Source organism: Prevotella sp. BV3P1, from assembly GCF_000479005.1.
Taxonomy (GTDB): Bacteria; Bacteroidota; Bacteroidia; order Bacteroidales; family Bacteroidaceae; genus Prevotella.
The window spans coordinates 1-17,375 of sequence record NZ_AWXC01000026.1; the positions used below are offsets into that span (position 1 = coordinate 1).

The 17,375-nt window shown below is 49.7% G+C and carries 13 protein-coding genes and 1 tRNA gene; 9 read left to right on the forward strand and 5 right to left on the reverse strand.

Annotation, left to right across the window (positions count from 1 at the left end; all coding sequences use genetic code 11):
- Positions 1 to 97 precede the first annotated feature (97 nt).
- From HMPREF1254_RS05125 to HMPREF1254_RS05145, 4 genes are all read left to right on the forward strand, one after another.
- Positions 98 to 880 carry an acid phosphatase gene (locus tag HMPREF1254_RS05125; RefSeq protein ID WP_023057611.1) on the forward strand — a complete coding sequence of 261 codons (783 nt, stop codon included), beginning with the start codon at positions 98 to 100 and terminating at the stop codon, positions 878 to 880.
- A gap of 43 nt (positions 881 to 923) precedes the next feature.
- A complete protein-coding gene (locus HMPREF1254_RS05130; protein ID WP_023057610.1) occupies positions 924 to 2,069 on the forward strand; it encodes a porin in 1,146 nt (381 codons plus the stop codon).
- A gap of 42 nt (positions 2,070 to 2,111) precedes the next feature.
- On the forward strand, positions 2,112 to 3,398 hold the full coding sequence (locus HMPREF1254_RS05135; RefSeq protein WP_023057604.1) for a histidine-type phosphatase: 1,287 nt from the start codon (positions 2,112 to 2,114) through the stop codon (positions 3,396 to 3,398).
- Between the two features lie 354 nt (positions 3,399 to 3,752).
- Positions 3,753 to 5,264, forward strand: coding sequence for a glycoside hydrolase family 10 protein (locus tag HMPREF1254_RS05145; RefSeq protein ID WP_036879140.1), 1,512 nt, complete (start codon positions 3,753 to 3,755; stop codon positions 5,262 to 5,264).
- Positions 5,265 to 5,441: 177 nt separating this feature from the next.
- Here the strand turns inward: HMPREF1254_RS05145 and HMPREF1254_RS05150 are convergent.
- A tRNA-Val gene (locus HMPREF1254_RS05150) sits at positions 5,442 to 5,516 on the reverse strand.
- A 188-nt stretch (positions 5,517 to 5,704) separates the two neighbouring features.
- Between HMPREF1254_RS05150 and HMPREF1254_RS05155 the strand changes: the two genes are divergently transcribed.
- Positions 5,705 to 8,533, forward strand: coding sequence for a TonB-dependent receptor domain-containing protein (locus HMPREF1254_RS05155; RefSeq protein ID WP_036891074.1), 2,829 nt, complete (start codon positions 5,705 to 5,707; stop codon positions 8,531 to 8,533).
- 4 nt (positions 8,534 to 8,537) lie between these two features.
- Complete coding sequence (locus HMPREF1254_RS05160) at positions 8,538 to 9,965, forward strand: hypothetical protein (RefSeq protein WP_023057607.1); 1,428 nt, start codon at positions 8,538 to 8,540, stop codon at positions 9,963 to 9,965.
- An 83-nt stretch (positions 9,966 to 10,048) separates the two neighbouring features.
- Here HMPREF1254_RS05160 and HMPREF1254_RS05165 read toward each other — a convergent pair whose 3' ends face one another.
- The 3 genes from HMPREF1254_RS05165 to HMPREF1254_RS05175 form a co-directional block, all read right to left on the reverse strand.
- A complete protein-coding gene (locus tag HMPREF1254_RS05165) occupies positions 10,049 to 10,534 on the reverse strand; it encodes a dihydrofolate reductase (protein WP_036891076.1) in 486 nt (161 codons plus the stop codon).
- A gap of 286 nt (positions 10,535 to 10,820) precedes the next feature.
- Positions 10,821 to 11,615, reverse strand: a complete 795-nt coding sequence (locus HMPREF1254_RS05170; protein ID WP_023057612.1) for a thymidylate synthase — start codon at positions 11,613 to 11,615, stop codon at positions 10,821 to 10,823.
- 12 nt (positions 11,616 to 11,627) lie between these two features.
- Positions 11,628 to 13,118: a methyltransferase RsmF C-terminal domain-like protein gene (locus HMPREF1254_RS05175; protein ID WP_023057613.1), complete on the reverse strand. Its 1,491-nt coding sequence runs from the start codon at positions 13,116 to 13,118 to the stop codon at positions 11,628 to 11,630.
- A 107-nt stretch (positions 13,119 to 13,225) separates the two neighbouring features.
- Here HMPREF1254_RS05175 and HMPREF1254_RS05180 point away from each other — a divergent pair, with 107 nt between their 5' ends.
- The 3 genes from HMPREF1254_RS05180 to HMPREF1254_RS05190 are packed head-to-tail and all read left to right on the forward strand — an operon-like array spanning position 13,226 to position 14,772.
- Positions 13,226 to 13,897, forward strand: coding sequence for a DUF6249 domain-containing protein (locus HMPREF1254_RS05180; protein WP_036872654.1), 672 nt, complete (start codon positions 13,226 to 13,228; stop codon positions 13,895 to 13,897).
- Position 13,898: 1 nt separating this feature from the next.
- The gene (locus tag HMPREF1254_RS05185; RefSeq protein ID WP_036879155.1) at positions 13,899 to 14,441 is read left to right on the forward strand and encodes an RNA polymerase sigma factor; all 543 of its coding nucleotides are present in this window, start codon (positions 13,899 to 13,901) and stop codon (positions 14,439 to 14,441) included.
- Positions 14,428 to 14,772, forward strand: coding sequence for a DUF5056 domain-containing protein (locus HMPREF1254_RS05190; RefSeq protein ID WP_196806291.1), 345 nt, complete (start codon positions 14,428 to 14,430; stop codon positions 14,770 to 14,772). Before HMPREF1254_RS05185 ends, HMPREF1254_RS05190 begins: the two co-directional genes overlap by 14 nt.
- Positions 14,773 to 14,995: 223 nt before the next feature.
- Here HMPREF1254_RS05190 and porE read toward each other — a convergent pair whose 3' ends face one another.
- Positions 14,996 to 17,104: a PorE family type IX secretion system protein gene (porE, locus tag HMPREF1254_RS05195; RefSeq protein ID WP_023057606.1), complete on the reverse strand. Its 2,109-nt coding sequence runs from the start codon at positions 17,102 to 17,104 to the stop codon at positions 14,996 to 14,998.
- Between the last annotated feature and the right edge of the window lie 271 nt (positions 17,105 to 17,375).

The window sequence follows — 17,375 nt, forward strand, 5'->3', positions numbered from 1 at the left end:
CCCAAAATCACCGAGTGCAACTTTTTTCATTTACTTTTCTACATACTTTTGCGTCAGAATTTTTAACTAAATAAATCTGAACAAAAACCTAAAAATTATGAATTGTAAAAAAGTTATTTATGTAGCATTATTAACAGTGTTTGCCTCATCTTCTTTTGCACAACAGAAGATAAAAGACGTACGCACTCATCCAGAGGTGTATTTTCTCCAAGAAGGTGATGTAGCCAATAGTCTTGACCTGCTTCCTGCTCCTCCACAGCCGGGTTCTATATTGTGGATGAATGACGAAGCACAATATCAATGGGGAAAATTGCAACGCAACACTCCGCGTGGCGATCAAGCTGTTGCCGATGCACGTGTGGGAGGCGATGGCGTTCCTAATGCCTTTTCTGAAGCTTTTGGTGTTGCCATTTCAAAAGAAAACACTCCAGAAATTTATAAGTTAGTTGTAGGGATGCGCGAAGACGCAGGCGACTTAGCTACGCGTGCAGCAAAAAAACACTATATGCGTGTACGCCCATTTGCCTTTTATAAAGAGATGACCTGCAACCCCGAGCAACAAGAAGAATTGTCTACTAATGGCTCATACCCATCAGGGCATACAGCTATTGGTTGGGCAACGGCATTAGTTTTAGCCGAAATAAACGTTGACAGACAGAATGAGATATTAAAACGAGGCTACGAAATGGGACAGAGCCGTGTGATTTGCGGTTATCATTTCCAAAGCGATGTTGATGCTGCACGCTTGGTTTCAAGTGCGGTGGTGGCTCGACTACATGCCAATAAGAATTTTATGAAACAACTGGATAAAGCAAAGGCAGAATTTGAGAAATTAAACAAGGCAGGTAAAGTAGCCAAGAGTACACGCAATGCCAATTGATACACACAAGAAACGAACACGAAAAAAAACAAAACAACGCAATATGAAATATATCGCAACTCTTGCATTAGGCTTGCTCATAGCAGCCAATGCACAAGCACAAAATAACGATAAGTTAGTCATCAAGCCCTCTGGACGTATTCTTTTCGACGGTGCGATGTATAAAGCTAACACCGACAAAGAGCTTTTTAACAGCGGAATGGCAATCCCCGATGCCCGTGTAGGCTTCTCGGCAAAGACGGGAAAGTGGTCTGCAAAGTTAGATGTGGGATATGCGTACGGAAAAGTGGGCATGAAAGATGTTTTTATTGAACATCATTTTGACACCAAAAACTCTTTGCGTGCAGGTTATTATATCCACCAGTTTGGCGCACAATATTCTACCAGCTCGTCCTACAAAATATCCATGGAAGAGCCACGTAGCAACGAAGTATTTAACAATCCTCGTATGATAGGCTTAATGTATGTGCACAATGGCAGCCAATTCTTGGGTACTGCAAGTGTGTTTACTGAATCGGAAGCGATGAAACTCTCTTCTGACAAGATTGGAAACTCTGCCATCGGGGCTATGTCACGCTTGGTATATCGTCCATATACGCAAACGGGAAAGATATTGCAAGTAGGCGTTTCGGGTGCATATCTCAGTCCACGATACAATGCTGACGAAAAACTGAAACATAAGTCATACATATTTTCCACTGCATGGCCTACACGCGTGGCTAAAGTAACTGCATTAAAGGCAACCGTTACCGATGCTGAAGCACTCTTTAAGTTCACCCCCGAATTGGTTGCCGCATACGGTAGGCTTGGCATAGAAACACAATATTATTATGCTGCAGCAACTCGTTCTAACAGTCTGAATACTTATCACGCTTCGGGTGCTTATTGTTCTTTGCGTGGCATCATCAAAGGTAACGACTACAAGTACACAAGCTTCTCGGGCGGTATTGATACTCCTGATGCAGGTTCTGCGGAAGTGGTCTTGGCGTATGACTATACCGACTTATCTGATAGTAAGGCTGGCATCTTTGGTGGACGTTCAAACGATTGGTCAGCCACATTCAACTATTACATCAATAAGAACACGATTTGGCGTTTGCGAGCATCGTATACCAAAACAGAAAATTGTGCAGAAACCAAAAACAACGAGTTGGGAATTATTGAAACTCGTTTACAGTTTAAATTCTAATATGCTTATTATCATTCATTGTTCTAAATACCAATATCTATTATGAAGTCAATTAAAATTACAACATTTATCATGCTGCTGGTCATGCTGCCTTCTGTCATCATGGCACAGCTGCAAAGAAGTAACGAGTTTAAGGAACATTACAAACTGCAAGAAGTTGTCATCTTGAGCCGGCACAATATCCGTTCGCCGCTTTCTACCAATGGAAGTACGCTTAGCCGACTTACCTCACACCAATGGACCGATTGGAGTTCTGCACCAAGCGAACTTACGCTGCGTGGTGGAGCTCTCGAAACAATGATGGGGCAATATTTCCGGAAATGGCTCGTGAGTGAAGGTTTGTTCAAAGAGAATGCCGTTCCTACCACTGACGAAGTGAACTTTTATGCCAATAGCATGCAACGAACCATTGCTACCGCACAGTATTTCTCATCGGGCTTTATGCCTATTGCCAACATTCAAATCAATCATCGGTTTGATGCCAGTAAAATGGATCCTGTCTTCTGTCCACAACTGACGAAGGTAAGCGATGCCTTTTGTGCAGAAGCGCTGAAGCAAATTGAGGCAATGGGTGGAAAAAAAGGAATTAAAGGCATAAACCAACAGCTGAAAGAGAACTACGATATCACTGCAAAAGTGTTGGAATTGAAAAATTCGCCCGCATACAAAAACGGGGAAACAAAAGGATTCAAGGATGACGATACGCAAATTATATTCAAACTTTACGATGAGCCACGCATGAGCGGATCGCTGAAATTAGCAAACTCTGCATCAGATGCACTTATCCTGCAATATTATGAAGAGCCCGATGAGCTAAAGGCAGCCTTTGGACAAAAGCTAACCTTAGATGAATGGACCAAGATAGCCAAGATTAAGGATGTGTATGGAGACGTATTATTCACCGCTCCTATCGTTGCAGCAAATGTAGCTCATCCCTTATTGGTCTATATGAATGACGAACTACGTGCCAAATGTCGTAAGTTTACATTCCTATGCGGACACGATTCGAACATTGCCAGTGTAAGTGCTGCATTGGGCATTGACAACTACGAATTGCCAAATGCCATTGAAAAGAAAACTCCCATTGGTAGCAAATTAGTTTTTGAGAAATGGGTTGACAAGACAGGAAAAGAATTTATTGCTATCAATATTGTATACCAAAATCCACAGCAGTTGCGAGGACTCTCCATGCTAAACTTACAAAATCCTCCAGAGGTATACAGTTTGCAACTGAAAGGCTTGAAAGCAAATGCCGATGGACTTTATACGGCAGAAGAAGTAATGAACAGATTTACTCAATCCATTCAGGCATACGACGCTATTAAGTAAGGAATATAAATATCATCTATCATCGAGTAAGAGATAAACACTTTTCACAGGAGTTTTATCTCTTACTTTCGTATTTGTTCCTTCCAATGCCACAGCTCACAACCTCTCCCTTGCGACGAACTGCTTTTTAATGAAAGATCCGTGTTTTGGAGGTTCCTTCCGTAAAAATATATTTGGCAGTTCAGCCAACAACCACTATCTTTGCAGAAGATAGGCTTCGCCTCAACAAAGAAAACAAGCTTTCTCTGTCTTCGGCTCGCACTAACTTTGCAGAAGATAGGCTTCGCTTCAACAAAGAAAGTAAACTTTCTCTGTCTTCGGCTTGCACTATCTTTGCAGAAGATGAAAACAAATATGAATAAATTTTTAACTAAGATAAGGCTTTTGCTCTTATTCGTGGTATGTAGTAACTTGTTGGCAAGTAAGGCCGATAATCTGAAAAAACGTGAGTTTCGAGGGGCTTGGATACAGTGTGTAAATGGCCAGTTCGAAGGAATGGGGACAGCCAACATGCAGCGCACGTTGAGTTATCAACTGGATGAATTGCAGAAGGATGGTGTCAATGCTATCATCTTCCAAGTCAGGGCCGAGTGCGATGCGCTCTATCAAAGTAGTTATGAACCATGGAGTCGCTTCTTGACAGGCGTGCAGGGACAAGCGCCCTATCCTTTTTGGGACCCACTTCAATGGATGATTGAGCAGTGTCATCAGCGCGGGATGGAACTGCATGCGTGGATTAATCCTTATCGTGCCAAGACCAAGAGTACTTCCGCTCTGGCTGGCAATCATATTGCCATCAAGCAACCTGGAAAGGTATTTTCGTATGCCGGACAGTTTATTCTCAACCCGGGCGACCCCGCCAACAGGGAATATATTTATAAGGTGGTTGACGATATTGTGCGTCGCTATGATGTGGATGGTTTGCACATCGACGATTATTTCTATCCTTATCCAGCTCCTGGTGAAGTCATTCCCGACGGTCGCGAATTCCAACTCTATAATAATGGATTGAAGAACGTCAATGACTGGCGTCGCTATAACGTCAACTTGTTCATCAAAGAGTTGGGAGAAAAGATACACCAGCGTAAGCCTTGGGTGAAATTTGGCGTTTCGCCCTTTGGTATTTACCGCAACAAGAAGAATGATCCAACACTTGGTAGCAACACTCGGGGATTGCAAAATTATGATGATCTTTATGCCGATGTCTTGTTGTGGGTAAACAAGGGTTGGGTAGATTATTGCGTTCCGCAGTTATATTGGCAAATCGGTCACCCAACGGCCGATTATGACACGCTCATCAGGTGGTGGAACCGTTATGCCAGTAACCGACCTTTATACATTGGCGAGAGTGTGGATCGTACAGCGAAGTATGCTGACCTACAAAACCCGAATAGCAATCAACTACCGGCAAAATTCCGTTTGCACGATCAGATGTCGAATGTGAAGGGTACTGTTTTGTGGTATGCCAAGGCTGTGGTGGATAATGTAGGCAACTACGGAACGGCTCTTCGCAACTATTATTGGAAGTATCCAGCTTTGCAACCCGAGATGCCGTTTATTGATGGCAAGCGCCCAAAGAAACCTCGAAAGGTAAAGCCCGTATGGACAAGTGACGGCTATATCCTGTTTTGGACAGAACCTCGTGGTAAAGATTGGGATGACGTAGCAACAAAGTATGTGGTTTACCGTTTCAACAAGGGAGAGCGTGTCAATTTGGAAGATCCATCTAAGATTGTCGCCATCACTTCGGAAACGATGTATAAACTGCCTTATGTCGATGGCAAAACCAAATATCGATACGTGGTTACTGCGCTTGACAGAATGAATAACGAGAGCAAAGCTAAGAAAAAGAGCATCAAGTTGTAATACGCTTTCCGCATTAAGGCTTCTTAAAAAGAATGGTGAAATGAAAATGGTAGGGGCGTGATTCATCACGCTCCGCCGAACGACATTCATGAAAGGCTGTGACAGCCAGGTAGCTGGAAAAATAAAAAAGGTTCAAGAAAAACAGAAATTTGTTTTCTTGAACCTTTTTTGGTTGGGTAGGGATAATCGGGCTCGAACCGATGACCTCTGCAATGTGACTGCAGCGCTCTAAACCATCTGGGCTATACCCCTGTTTGCCGCCTCGTTGATAACGACGACACTGCAAAAGTATACTTTTTTTGTATACTAACAAAAGGTTATTCGCTTTTTTTATAAAAATCTCTTTTTGTCATATTATTTCTCTTTAGTTTTTGATAGATTTAAAGGATATTTTTACCTTTGCAGCCTATAGTTTTTAATGTAAAAAGATTTTACACATAATGATTCATTTAAAAAGAGAAGCCAATTTGTTGACGATAACATCATTGGTTGCTTTTCAATCATTGACCCACCTGCCCGCATTTGCAAATCCTGACACAAGGGCGATGATGCTGACGGATGACAATCATGCCAATGTGCATGCAGAGATGGTAGATACGATGAGGTTTAACTCGCCCATCAGCCTTGACGAAGTAGTGGTGACGGGTCAGGGCGGAGCCATTGAACGGCGCAGGTTATCTTCGAACGTCACCAAGATTTCAGGTAAAGACTTGCAGAAGTTAACCGTGGGGCGCATGGACGAAATGCTGCGCAACGCCATCCCCGGGGTTCAGTTTTCACTCTCTGGGGCGCAACCCGGCAGCACCTCTGTCATCAAAGCACGGGGATTGTCCTCGGCGTTCTCCAATTCCACTCCCATCATCTATGTTGACGGCGTACGCACCGACAACCTCAACACCGGTTCCATTCTCAATTATTCCAAGAAAGGTTATGGCGCCCAGCCTTACACCATTGGCGACATGCCCATGGGTGAGATGGCGGCATCGAGCGCGCTGAGCGATATTTCCATGGAGAACATCGACCATATAGAATATGTGAGCGGTGGTGCGGCCACCACGCTCTATGGTTCTGACGCGGCCAATGGCGTGATACAAATCTTCACTAAGAAGGGAAGCTCGGATGGTTTTCATGCTTCCGCCTCGGTGGACATGGGATGGGACAAGGCCACCACGCAGTTTTATCACTTCCGCCGTACGGCCGATTTGCTCAACCAGACGGGTTTCGAACAGCGTTACCGGCTGTCGCTTGCCGGAGGAAACAGCAAGTATGGGTATAGCTTGGGTGCCAACATGATGGAAAACACGGGTGTGGTGATACACAACAACAATGCCCATAAGCGGTACGACCTGCGGTTTGGTTCGCGCGCACAGCTGACTACCCGGCTGGAGTATCAGAACTCATTTGGCTTTGTGGCCGATGATTATAACCGCAGCCGCAATGGCAATCAGGGTTTCTATACGGGACTATGGTTCACGGAGGGCAGTGCTTCCTGCCGCTTCAAGTACACCGATGCCAATGGCCATGAACAGAGATATCCGGCAGACATCGATGCTGCCGATGGTGAAACGTTTGAGAAGATGCGTGCCTTTGTGGACAAAGCTGAGGCTTTGCAGCACTATCGCGAGTCGACTAAGCATTTCCAAACATCGCACACCTTGCTTTACAAGCCATTGCCCCAACTCACCGTTAAAGGCGTTTTTGGAATAGACTATCGGGCTAACAACAACAAGGAAATCGTGACCAACGAGTATCTCATTCATATTGGTGAGAAGCATGTGGGTACGACGGATGCCGGTCGTGTCAACAATTTCGACCGCAATTACTTCGGACTCACCGCCGACATCAACGCACAGTACAAGTTTTACCATGCCAACCGCTTGAGCAACGTGCTTACAGCCGGTTTCCAATATTTCAACACGCATGACCGTCAGGCCATCTATCGCGGTACCAATGTGCGCGATGGGGCCAAGGTGATGAGTGGAGCAGGAACCGTTCAGGCCGACGAGTGGCTCAACTTCCTGCACAGCTACGGCTTTTACGCGCAGAACAACATTGGGCTGTTCAATAAATATTACGTTGATTTAGGCGCACGCGTGGACTACAACACCGCATTTGGCGACAATGTGAAGTGGCAGTTTTATCCCAAGCTCGGCCTGTCCTACGTGATGAGTGACGAGCCATTTCTCGCCCCATTGGTCAGCAGTGGCATGCTGTCCATGCTGCGCGTGTTCTGCAACTATGGTGTCGCGGGCAGCTATCCGCCGCCATTCGCCTATCAGCGCACCATCTCAGTGACAGGCTATCAAGGCAAGCAGGCTGGCACGTTCGGGCAGTTTGGCAATCCCGACTTGGGACCCGAGAAGAAACATTCGTTCGAGGTGGGTTTCGAATCATCTTTCCTGCATGATATCGCCACGCTCTCATTCACCTACTATCACTCCGTTACCAAGGGTGCGTTGTTCACGGTTCCCACCTTGCCGTCGGCCGGACGCGCGGCAAGCTACTTGGCCAACATTGGCGAAATCAGCAACCTGGGCGTTGAGATGGCGCTTGCTCTCAACGTCGTGCGCACCAAAGACTGGCAGACCACCCTGCGCACCACCGTCAACACCAACCGCAACCGTGTGCTGAGCGCGGGCGGAACAGTGCCGTTCAGCATTGGCGGGTTTGGTCCCGAAACCATTCAGACGGCAGTGGAGGAGGGCAAGCCCGTGGGCTTCTTGCGCGGCAACAAGGCCGTTCTCAATGACGATGGCACCCTCAAAGAGGTGCTGCGCATGCAAGATTTGGGGTCTACCATCCCCACCTGCTATGGCAACGTGTCGTTGGATGTTCACTATAAAAACTGTAGTCTGTGGATGAGTAGTGACTATCAGACAGGTAGTTACGTTCACTCGTTCGACCGTCAATTCCGCTTTCAAAAGGGATTGAAGGACGATGTGGTGCCCCAGACGGCACTCATGGGCAGGAAGCAGAAGGACGCATGGCTCAACTTTACCAACTATTTTGTGGAGAAGGCCGACTTCTTCAAGGTGCGAAACGTTGGCTTGAGCTATCTTTATCACCTCAAAGGCTCGAAGCCGGTGGTGAAGAGTGTGCTGTTCAGCATGAGCGTCAACAATCCGCTGAACTTCACCGCGGCATCCGTAGACCCCGAAGCGGTCATCTCGGGCGCGCACTCGCAAGGAGCTGTGGCATCGGGAGGACTGAATTATGCCACCTATTCGTTACCCAGACAATATGTTTTTTCACTGAAATTCAATTTGTAAAATCATGCAATCAAACCTATCATATACCCTCATCATCGGGGGAACGTTGCTGTTGGCCTCGTGTGACTTGGTGGCCCCCGGCGACATCGAGAATCCTAACGTCACAGAAGATGGTTATCTCCAGGGAGGCAACGCCATGGACACCTGGGTGAACGGAGCCGAGAAGACACTGGCCCTCACGGTTGGTGACTTCTGCTTGCAGACCGAAATCATCTCTGACAACTATTTCAACAACTACACGCGCGAGAGCAAGCTCTTTGACGAGCCGAGAATATTGTACAACGATCCCGATGTGAATGGCTTGGAGCGAGCTGTGCAGCAGTTGCGCGCCACGGCCGATTTCGCCTTTGACAAGGTGAGTAAGTATGACAAGAACGTCACGAAGGCACAGCTGTTCAAACTTCATACCATCAAGGCATACGGCTTCTTGCTCGGCGGCGAGAACTTCATGGGCCTGCCGGTGAGCGAACGAGGTGCGGTGAAGACCTGGCAAGAGCTGTTGCAACTGGCGCTGCAATCGCTGGGAGAAAGTGAGAAATATGCTGAAAACGACACGCTTCGGTCCTTTGTTCATACACTCAAGGCACGCGCCTATTACCGCCTGGGCAAGGTAGACGAGGCGTTGGAGGAGAGCGGCAAGGCGTTGAAGCTGTGCGACAATCTGCTGTGGCAGGTGCAGTTTGATGGCTCAAACAGTGTGTTCAACGCGATGCAGGATGACATCTGGAAAGCCCTGTATCAACCATTGCCGCGTCTTAACTTTCTCAATCCCAAATATGTGCAGCTCACGTCCACTTATGAAAGTCCCATCTGCATTGCCAAGGCCGAGGAGAACCACCTCATCATGGCCGAAGCCTTGCTGGCCAAGAAAGAAACGGACAAGTGCAAGGCGCAACTCAAACAACTGCTTGGTCTGGTTAAGTCGCGCCCCGTGCGGCACGATGTGAAAGATTGGGCCAAGACACGTGCCGTGGGAGGCATCAAGGAATATCCCGACGGAGCTGCCTACACTGTTGCCGCATCGCCAGGTGAACCTTATCGCAAGGGGTTGGTGTTGAGCCGGAAGAAGCCGCAAGTGGTGAGCGTGCCCACGGTTTCAGGTACGTCGGTGACGGCAGAGATGATCGACCAGTGTCAAAGTCACGACGCGCTGCTCGAGCTGATTTACCTGATGCGCCAGGAAATTTTCATCGCTGAGGGACGGCGCATGAACGATTTGGGCATCCGCTTACCCATCAGCGAGGTGGAGGCCAAAGCCAATCCTGCGGCCGCTCCTTACATCAAAGCGCATGTGCCGGCCTTCATACCGCATGAGCAGGGCATGGACGCTTTTGAGCTTGATAAGAAAAACTTGCGGGTTACCATCCGATATAACATGAATCATCTCATCGTCGGCAATAAGACCACGGCTGACGTAGTGCCATTTGAATAGCGGCGTTTATGCGTGGGGCGTGATTTTTCACGTTCCGTTGAGAACGAAAAATAAAAAAGGTAGGGGCGTGATAAGTCACGTCCCTACTTGTTTTTCACATAGTCGACGAAGGCGTAGCGGTGGGCATGGCGCTCGTCGGTGCCATGTTCCTCGCGTGAAATCTCGTGCCAGTCGTCATAAGGAGGAAAGAACACGTCTGCCTGTTCCGGCACGTCGTCTATCTCGGTGAGGCACAGTCGGTCCGCCCGCTCGATGGCTTGTTGGTAGACATGGGCGCCGCCGATTATGTAGATGTCCTCGTCGGCAGCGCAGTGAGCCAGCGCTTCGTCGAGCGATGCGAAGCTATCGCAACCGTCAAAATGGGTTTGCGTACGACTCAGCACGATGTTGCGCCGGTTGGGCAATGCGCCTTTGGGCAACGACTCGAAGGTGCGCCGCCCCATGATGATGGTGTGTCCGGTGGTGAGTGCCTTGAACCGTTTCAGGTCGTTGGGCAACCAATATAACAATTTGTTCTGATAGCCGATGGCACGATTGCGCGCCACGGCTGCGATGATGGTGATCAACATTTTATTTACTTTTAAAAGCGGCCTCTCCCCCTTACCCCTCCCCAAAAGGGAGGGGAGTGGTTAGCCGGTTACTTTGAACTTTTGGCCTCTCCCCCTTACCCCTCCCCAAAAGGGAGGGGAGTGGTTAGACAAGCCATCAACTAGTCAACTCGTGAACTTGTGAACTTGTCAACTATATAAACTATCAACTTGTGAACTCGTCAACTCGTAAACTTGTCAACTATATAAACTATATAAGCTATCAACTTGTGAACTCGTCAACTCGTGAACTCGTCAACTAAATCTCTCACACTGCCACCTCTGCCTTGATGTGGGGCCAGGGATCGTAATTGAGGAGTTCAAAGTCTTCGTATCTAAAGTCGAAAAGACTCTTCACGTTTGGATTCAACTTCATCTGCGGCAGCTTACGAGGCGTGCGGGTGAGTTGTAACTTAGCCTGCTCGATGTGGTTCAGGTACAGGTGCGTGTCGCCTGTGGTGTGGATGAAATCACCCGCTTTCAGTCCTGTGACCTGTGCCATCATCTGTAGCAGCAGGGCATACGAGGCGATGTTGAACGGCACGCCCAAGAATGTGTCGGCGCTGCGTTGATACAATTGCAGCGACAAACGCCCGTCGGCCACATAGAACTGGAACAGACAGTGGCAGGGCGGTAGCGCCATCTCGCCGATGTCGGCGGGGTTCCAGGCGGTGACCAGCATTCTGCGGCTGTCGGGATGATGCTTAATCAGGTCGATGACGTTTTGTATCTGGTCGATGGTGCCGCCGCAGTGGTCGGGCCACGAACGCCACTGATGCCCGTACACGGGGCCCAGGTCGCCGTTCTCGTCCGCCCACTCGTTCCAAATGCGCACGCCATGTTCTTGCAGATATTTCACGTTGGTGTCTCCCTTGAGAAACCACAGCAGTTCGTAGATGATTGACTTCAGGTGCAGTTTCTTCGTGGTCAGCAGGGGGAATCCGTCCTCCAGGTTGAACCTCATCTGGTGGCCGAAAACGCTCTTCGTGCCAGTTCCGGTGCGGTCTGTCTTCACCTTTCCTTCTTCGAGGATGCGATGTAGCAGGTCTAAATATTGTTGCATAGTTCGTTTGTTTTATTCAATGTCAATGATGTGTGGCTCTTCCCCGGGGTCGTACTGGCTCTTGATGCGCCATTCGTTGGGGTAGAGGTTGTTGGCTCGGTTGCCGATGTTCTTCATGAAGCCCAGAGGCAGACCTCGGTACGTCACGAGGATGAAGCCCCGCGGGGTGTCTGCCGGCAGGACGATGGCCTGATTTCGCAGATAGTTCAGGGCCTCAGCATGACTGAGTTCCACCTTCGGAAAGGCCGCTGGATTGAGACAGGTAGACAGAGCGAGCGACTCACTGGGAATCCAATTCTTGCCCTTCTGCTGACCCAGACAGATGCCGGCAGACAACACGCGCAGTTCACCGGCAGCCTTTTCGTACAGTCCAACCAGCGGTTGTCGCATGGCCAGCAGCTCGTCACCTTTATATATATAGCAGAAAGAGTCGGGTTGCAGCAGCCATTCACGAACCATATTGTTGTCTTTGCCGCTGCCACTTTTCGCCTCTTTGCCTTTGGCTCCTCTCATGCTCGGTTGCTGCTTCAAAGGCTTCTCGGGCTTTCTCTCCCCATCTTTTCGCAGCACCGCCATAAACAGGCCTTCGCCCATTTGCTTTCCCTGGGCGTTTTGATAACCGGGAATGAAGCGGTAAACGTGCAGTGGCTCAGCGAGATGAGGCGAATCGCCGATGGGGCTGTTGCCCTGGGTTTCTAAATGCAATGGAGTTGGAGCAATAACCCAATGAGTTTCCGTGTCAATAGATAAGGTTTTAGCCCCCAATTCACTACATATCCACGCCACGTTTTCCTCATTCTCTTTGGCGTTGAAGGTGCAGGTAGAATAAATCATCAGTCCGCCCGCCTCGAGGCATTCCCAGGCATCAGCCACGATGTCGCGTTGCAGGCGAGCGCAGTTCTCCACATTTTGCTCGCTCCATTCGTCAATGGCGTTGCTGTTTTTGCGAAACATGCCCTCGCCAGAGCAAGGTGCGTCGCAAAGAATCACGTCAAATCGTAACCCAGCCTTGCGGTAATCAGCCGGATAATTGTTGGTGACAATCACGTCAGGATGTCCCCATTTCTGCACGTTTTCCGCCAGCACCTGCGCACGGTTTCTCACCGGTTCGTTGCACATCAACACACTTCCCTCGGGCAGTTCCGCACGAGCCAGTGTTGACTTTCCGCCCGGAGCGGCACATAGATCCAGCATCTTGACCGGTTCTCGAACGTATTGTCTGAGCACGGCCGACAAGAACATCGACGAGGGTTCCTGCACATAGTAGGCACCAGCATGCAGCAGTGGGTCGAAGGTGAACGCGGGTCGGCATGCCAAGCGATAGCCCTGGTCGCACCAAGGCACTCGGACATGGGGCACGGCAACCTGTGCCGATGGACATTTCTGGTGGTTCAGTCGGATGCAAGCCGCGGGTTCGTCTTGCAAGGCTTGCACGAGGTCATCGTACAAGTGGTTGCCCATTAGGGTGCGGGTGTAGGTTTCAAATGCTTCGGGAAGATGCATTGGTTTGTTTGTTTCGTGCAAATGTAGAAAAAATTTTGTTTCTTTGCAACTAAAAGCACAGCTGTTGCGTCCAACAAACAGAAAATTAAAAAATAAGGATTGAAAATATGAAACAGTATCTTTTAGCATGTTTGATGTTGCTGGCCATAGGCATCAACGGTGCCACGGCTCAAGGGCATCATCGTCACCATCAGCCCGTAACGGGTGTAACAACGTCGGTCGACTCGCTCAACCAGGGTGTTGAGGCCTATTCGGATACCACCTCCGTGGCATCCGCTCCCGCTGATTCGATGGCGGAAGATTCGGGGTACAATGCCGCTGCTGATGACGACGCCTACTGGGATGACGCAGACTCCGACTTTGTTGTCGAAGGATTTCCCTCCTGGTTGAGAAACTTTGGCGGCTCCTTCGGGGCCAAGGCCATCGCCATCGTGGTGATATTCAGTGTGTTGTTCTTCATTCTGTTGCCCATCATTGTGGTCATCATGGTGTTCCGCCATATCATCAAGCGACACAACGACAAGGTGGCGTTGGCCGAAAAGGCCATGGAGAACGGGCAACCTATTCCCGAAGAGTTTATGCGGGTTGACAAACAGAGTTCTGAATATCTGTGGAAGACGGGCATCCGCCATGTCGCCATCGGCGTGGGACTTATGGTGATGTTCGGTATCTGGGGATCAGAAACGCTCATCGGTATTGGTGGATTGATTGTCTGTCTGGGCATCGGGCAGCTCGTCATGGCGAAGACCTCTGTCAAAAATCACGATGAATTGAAATAGCGTGAATACCCTCGACGATTTAACCCTTGTGCGACAGGTGACTGTTTCTCACAACAAGCGGGCCTTCGACCAGCTGGTGGTGAGGTATCAGTCGCCCATTCGGCGTTTCTTCTTGAGCCAGACCTTAGGCGATGAACCGCTGAGTGACGATTTGGCGCAAGACACTTTCGTCAAGGCTTACACCAAGTTGGCTCAGTACAGGGGACAGTCGAAATTCTCTACCTGGCTCTACCGCATCGCTTACAACGTGTTCTATGACTATACGCGACAGCGTAAGATGACCGAAGGACTGGATTCGCCAGCCGTTGCCGCACGCCACGCTATGGTAGGCGACAGTCAGCTGAAGATGGACTTGTATGATGCCCTGGACGTCCTCACGCCCACCGAGCGACTCTGCGTAACCCTGCAGCTCATGGAGGGACAGCCCATCGACAAGATTGCCGACATCACGGGACTGGCGGAAGGAACGGTGAAATCGCACTTGTTCAGGGGCAAGGGTAAACTAACAACTTATTTAAAACAAAATGGTTATGATGGAAAATAAGGATGACGAACTGCTCAAACAGTTCTTTGCACAACATACTTTCGAACTCGCCGACAATGGTTTTACCCAACAGGTGATGCGGAAGCTGCCACGCCGGTTGGTCAACCTCAATCGTATTTGGGTGGTCTTCTGTTGCCTCTTGGGCGTGGTCTTCCTGCTGGTGAGCAACGCACTGAACCAGCTGCGCATGGTGTTCGGCAATTTCATGGGCGACATCAATGGTTGGATAGCTTCCATAGAAATTGGGGTACAAACGCCCATCATGGTTTATCTCACTGTCCTCACCTTTGTGTTCCTCGGTGCTTATCAGGCGGTGGAGTCCAACAACTGATGTGGCCACGAATCGTGTAGTTAACTACGAATTACACGAATGAAATTGCAGTACAGGAACGCAAACCAACAAATTCGTGTCATTCGTGTCATTCGTAGTTGCTACTACTCAAATACAATTCGTAGTTCATTCGTTGAACGCTTGCGTTCATTGTCCCTCAAACATCAATTTCGTTTCTTTTGTTTAATTCGTTGTTAAAAACTACTTAAATTCGTTGTTGCAACTACTCAAACTCAATAAAAAACCCTCCGTCATCCCCCTTGTTGTCGCGGCTCTGTGACTTGGGCTTCACTTTCAGGTTGCCCTTTTCGTCAAACAAACCGTAGGTGGTGCGCAGCACCTTGAACTCCGTGCGGCGGTTCAGTTGGTTGCATATCTCTTGTTTTTCGGGGGGCAACTTCTTGATGAACGCTTCTGTCAGCACGTCGTCTTCTTTCAGCCAGGGGTAACGCTCGGTCAGCTTCTTGCGAACCATCTTCGGCTTCTCTTTCCCATAGCCCACGGGCGATAGGCGGTCTTTGGCGATGCCCCCTGCAATGAGGTATTGCACCACCGACTCGGCGCGCCGCTGCGCCAACTGCTTGTTGTATTCCTTCGAACCTTTGTAGTCGCAGTGCGCGCTCAGCTCGATGGTCACGTTGCCATTTTCGTTGAGCAGCTTTACCAACTCATCGAGCGCCTGTTTGGACTCGGGACGCAGGGTGGCCTTGTCAAAATCGTAGAAGATATTGTCTATCAACACCGGAACGGTGATGGAGGCCAGCGGGAATTGCAGGGTGTATTCTTTCGATTCGTCCACCTTGCCCACGCGCAATTCTTCGGTATGGTTCAAGAATCCCTTGCATGTGGCCAACAGCAGATAGTCGACATCGGGCTTGATGACGTAGGTAAACGACCCCTCGCTGGTCACGCTCAGTGTCTTGTTGGTGCCGTCGCTGCCCACGATGCGCACCTGTGCAGCCGGCAGTTCGTAGCCATCCATCTCGTACACCCATCCCTTGATGGTTTGTACAATCTCCGGATTCTCAAACCAGTAGATGTGATCCCAGCCCCGTGCGTCGCCTCGGTTGGATGAGAAGAATCCTCGGTTGTACGCCCCCTCGAACGTCATGCCGAAGTCGTCGCCCTGCGAGTTAAGAGGATAACCGGGGTGGAATAGGCGATAGGCCGATGCCTCTCCCTGCTTCGTTGAATCTTGCCGCCCCAGTTGCTCGGCGGTGGTGTTGGGCAGGGCGATGTAAATGTCCAGTCCGCCTAATCCTGGATGGCCGTCGCTTGAGAAATACAGGTCGCCATTGGGTCGGAAAGTAGGGAACATCTCGTTGCCCGGCGTGTTGATGGGTGCCCCGAGGTTCTCCACACCACCCAGTCCGGCCGGTGTGATGCGTACGCGCCAGATGTCCATTCCGCCCATTCCGCCTGGCATGTCCGAGACGAAGTAGAGCCACTGTCCGTCGGGCGAGATGGCCGGATGAGCGTAGCTCGAGAGCGTGTCGCGCGTGATTTCCAGTTCGTTGGCCTTTCCCCACGCCGCGTCCGCCCTACTGGATTTTACGATCTTGGCATAGCGGGGGTTGGTGGCGTCGGTCACACATTGGGTGAGGTACATCTCCCGCCCATCGGGACTGAAGGCACACGCACCCTCCTCGGCATCGGTGTTCAGTCCGCCTTGCACGGGCTCGGGCTTGCCCCAGTTGCCTTTATCGTCCTTGACAGATACAAAAATATCGGCGGGCTTGCACCCCGTGATGCCGCTCAACTCGTTACCTGTGGCCTCGTTGCGGGTCGAGGTGAAGTACAGTTGGTCGTGGTCGTCGCCCAGGAGCATGGGCGAATAGTCGGCGCGTCGCGAGTTCAGCACGTACATCTTCTTCACCGTGTACCGGCTGCCCGCCTCCTTCCATCCACTGGCACGCTGTGCCGAGAGCAGTCCTGTGCGGGCCAGCTCATGGTCGGGCATCGAGTCGAGTACCAACTGATATTCGTCGGCCGCTTGCTTGTAGTCGCCGTGCCGGAGCAGTTGCCGGGCCAGCGCCAGGTGCGTCATGATGTCGTCTTGCCGGTATCTGATGACGTTGCGGTAGGCGGCGATGGCCTGTGGCGTGGCGTTCAGCCGGTCATAGCACAGGGCCATTCGCTTGGCACGCTGGCCACGGGCTTCTCTTTCCTTGGGCGGTGTCTTGCGATAGGCCATCTTGAACTGGTTGGCTGCGTCGTGATACTCGCCAATGGCCAGAAACTGTTCGCCCTTCTTCATGTTCCGTTCCGCACCACAGCCGGTCAGCAGCAGGGTGATGAGGATGAGCAAAGTGAGATGATATCGATTGTGCATGTGCGATGTCTACATTTATATATATGATATGACAACGCTGGTATAATTGTTTTTATTGCCTCTTATCCCTGTTTGCTGATAGTTTTTTGTTTCGTCCCATTTCACAAAACCACCCATGTGAATGACGTGTTCTTATGTGTACGTTTGTATAAATTATATATAATTAACTTTTCGGGGGGGTGATTTTAACAAAACTTTATAATTTTACAACCATATTATGCACGATTCTTCCGTATTCTCGAGTCGTATTTTTGAAATAAGTAAAACTAGG

Excerpts from the sequence above, each read along its gene's own strand:
- HMPREF1254_RS05125 (WP_023057611.1), top strand. The coding sequence starts at position 98 with ATGAATTGTAAAAAAGTTATTTATGTAGCATTATTAACAGTGTTTGCC.
- HMPREF1254_RS05130 (WP_023057610.1), top strand. The coding sequence starts at position 924 with ATGAAATATATCGCAACTCTTGCATTAGGCTTGCTCATAGCAGCCAAT.
- HMPREF1254_RS05135 (WP_023057604.1), top strand. The coding sequence starts at position 2,112 with ATGAAGTCAATTAAAATTACAACATTTATCATGCTGCTGGTCATGCTG.
- HMPREF1254_RS05145 (WP_036879140.1), top strand. The coding sequence starts at position 3,753 with ATGAATAAATTTTTAACTAAGATAAGGCTTTTGCTCTTATTCGTGGTA.
- HMPREF1254_RS05155 (WP_036891074.1), top strand. The coding sequence starts at position 5,705 with ATGATTCATTTAAAAAGAGAAGCCAATTTGTTGACGATAACATCATTG.
- HMPREF1254_RS05160 (WP_023057607.1), top strand. The coding sequence starts at position 8,538 with ATGCAATCAAACCTATCATATACCCTCATCATCGGGGGAACGTTGCTG.
- HMPREF1254_RS05165 (WP_036891076.1), bottom strand. The coding sequence starts at position 10,534 with ATGTTGATCACCATCATCGCAGCCGTGGCGCGCAATCGTGCCATCGGC.
- HMPREF1254_RS05170 (WP_023057612.1), bottom strand. The coding sequence starts at position 11,615 with ATGCAACAATATTTAGACCTGCTACATCGCATCCTCGAAGAAGGAAAG.
- HMPREF1254_RS05175 (WP_023057613.1), bottom strand. The coding sequence starts at position 13,118 with ATGCATCTTCCCGAAGCATTTGAAACCTACACCCGCACCCTAATGGGC.
- HMPREF1254_RS05180 (WP_036872654.1), top strand. The coding sequence starts at position 13,226 with ATGAAACAGTATCTTTTAGCATGTTTGATGTTGCTGGCCATAGGCATC.
- HMPREF1254_RS05190 (WP_196806291.1), top strand. The coding sequence starts at position 14,428 with ATGATGGAAAATAAGGATGACGAACTGCTCAAACAGTTCTTTGCACAA.
- porE (WP_023057606.1), bottom strand. The coding sequence starts at position 17,104 with ATGCACAATCGATATCATCTCACTTTGCTCATCCTCATCACCCTGCTG.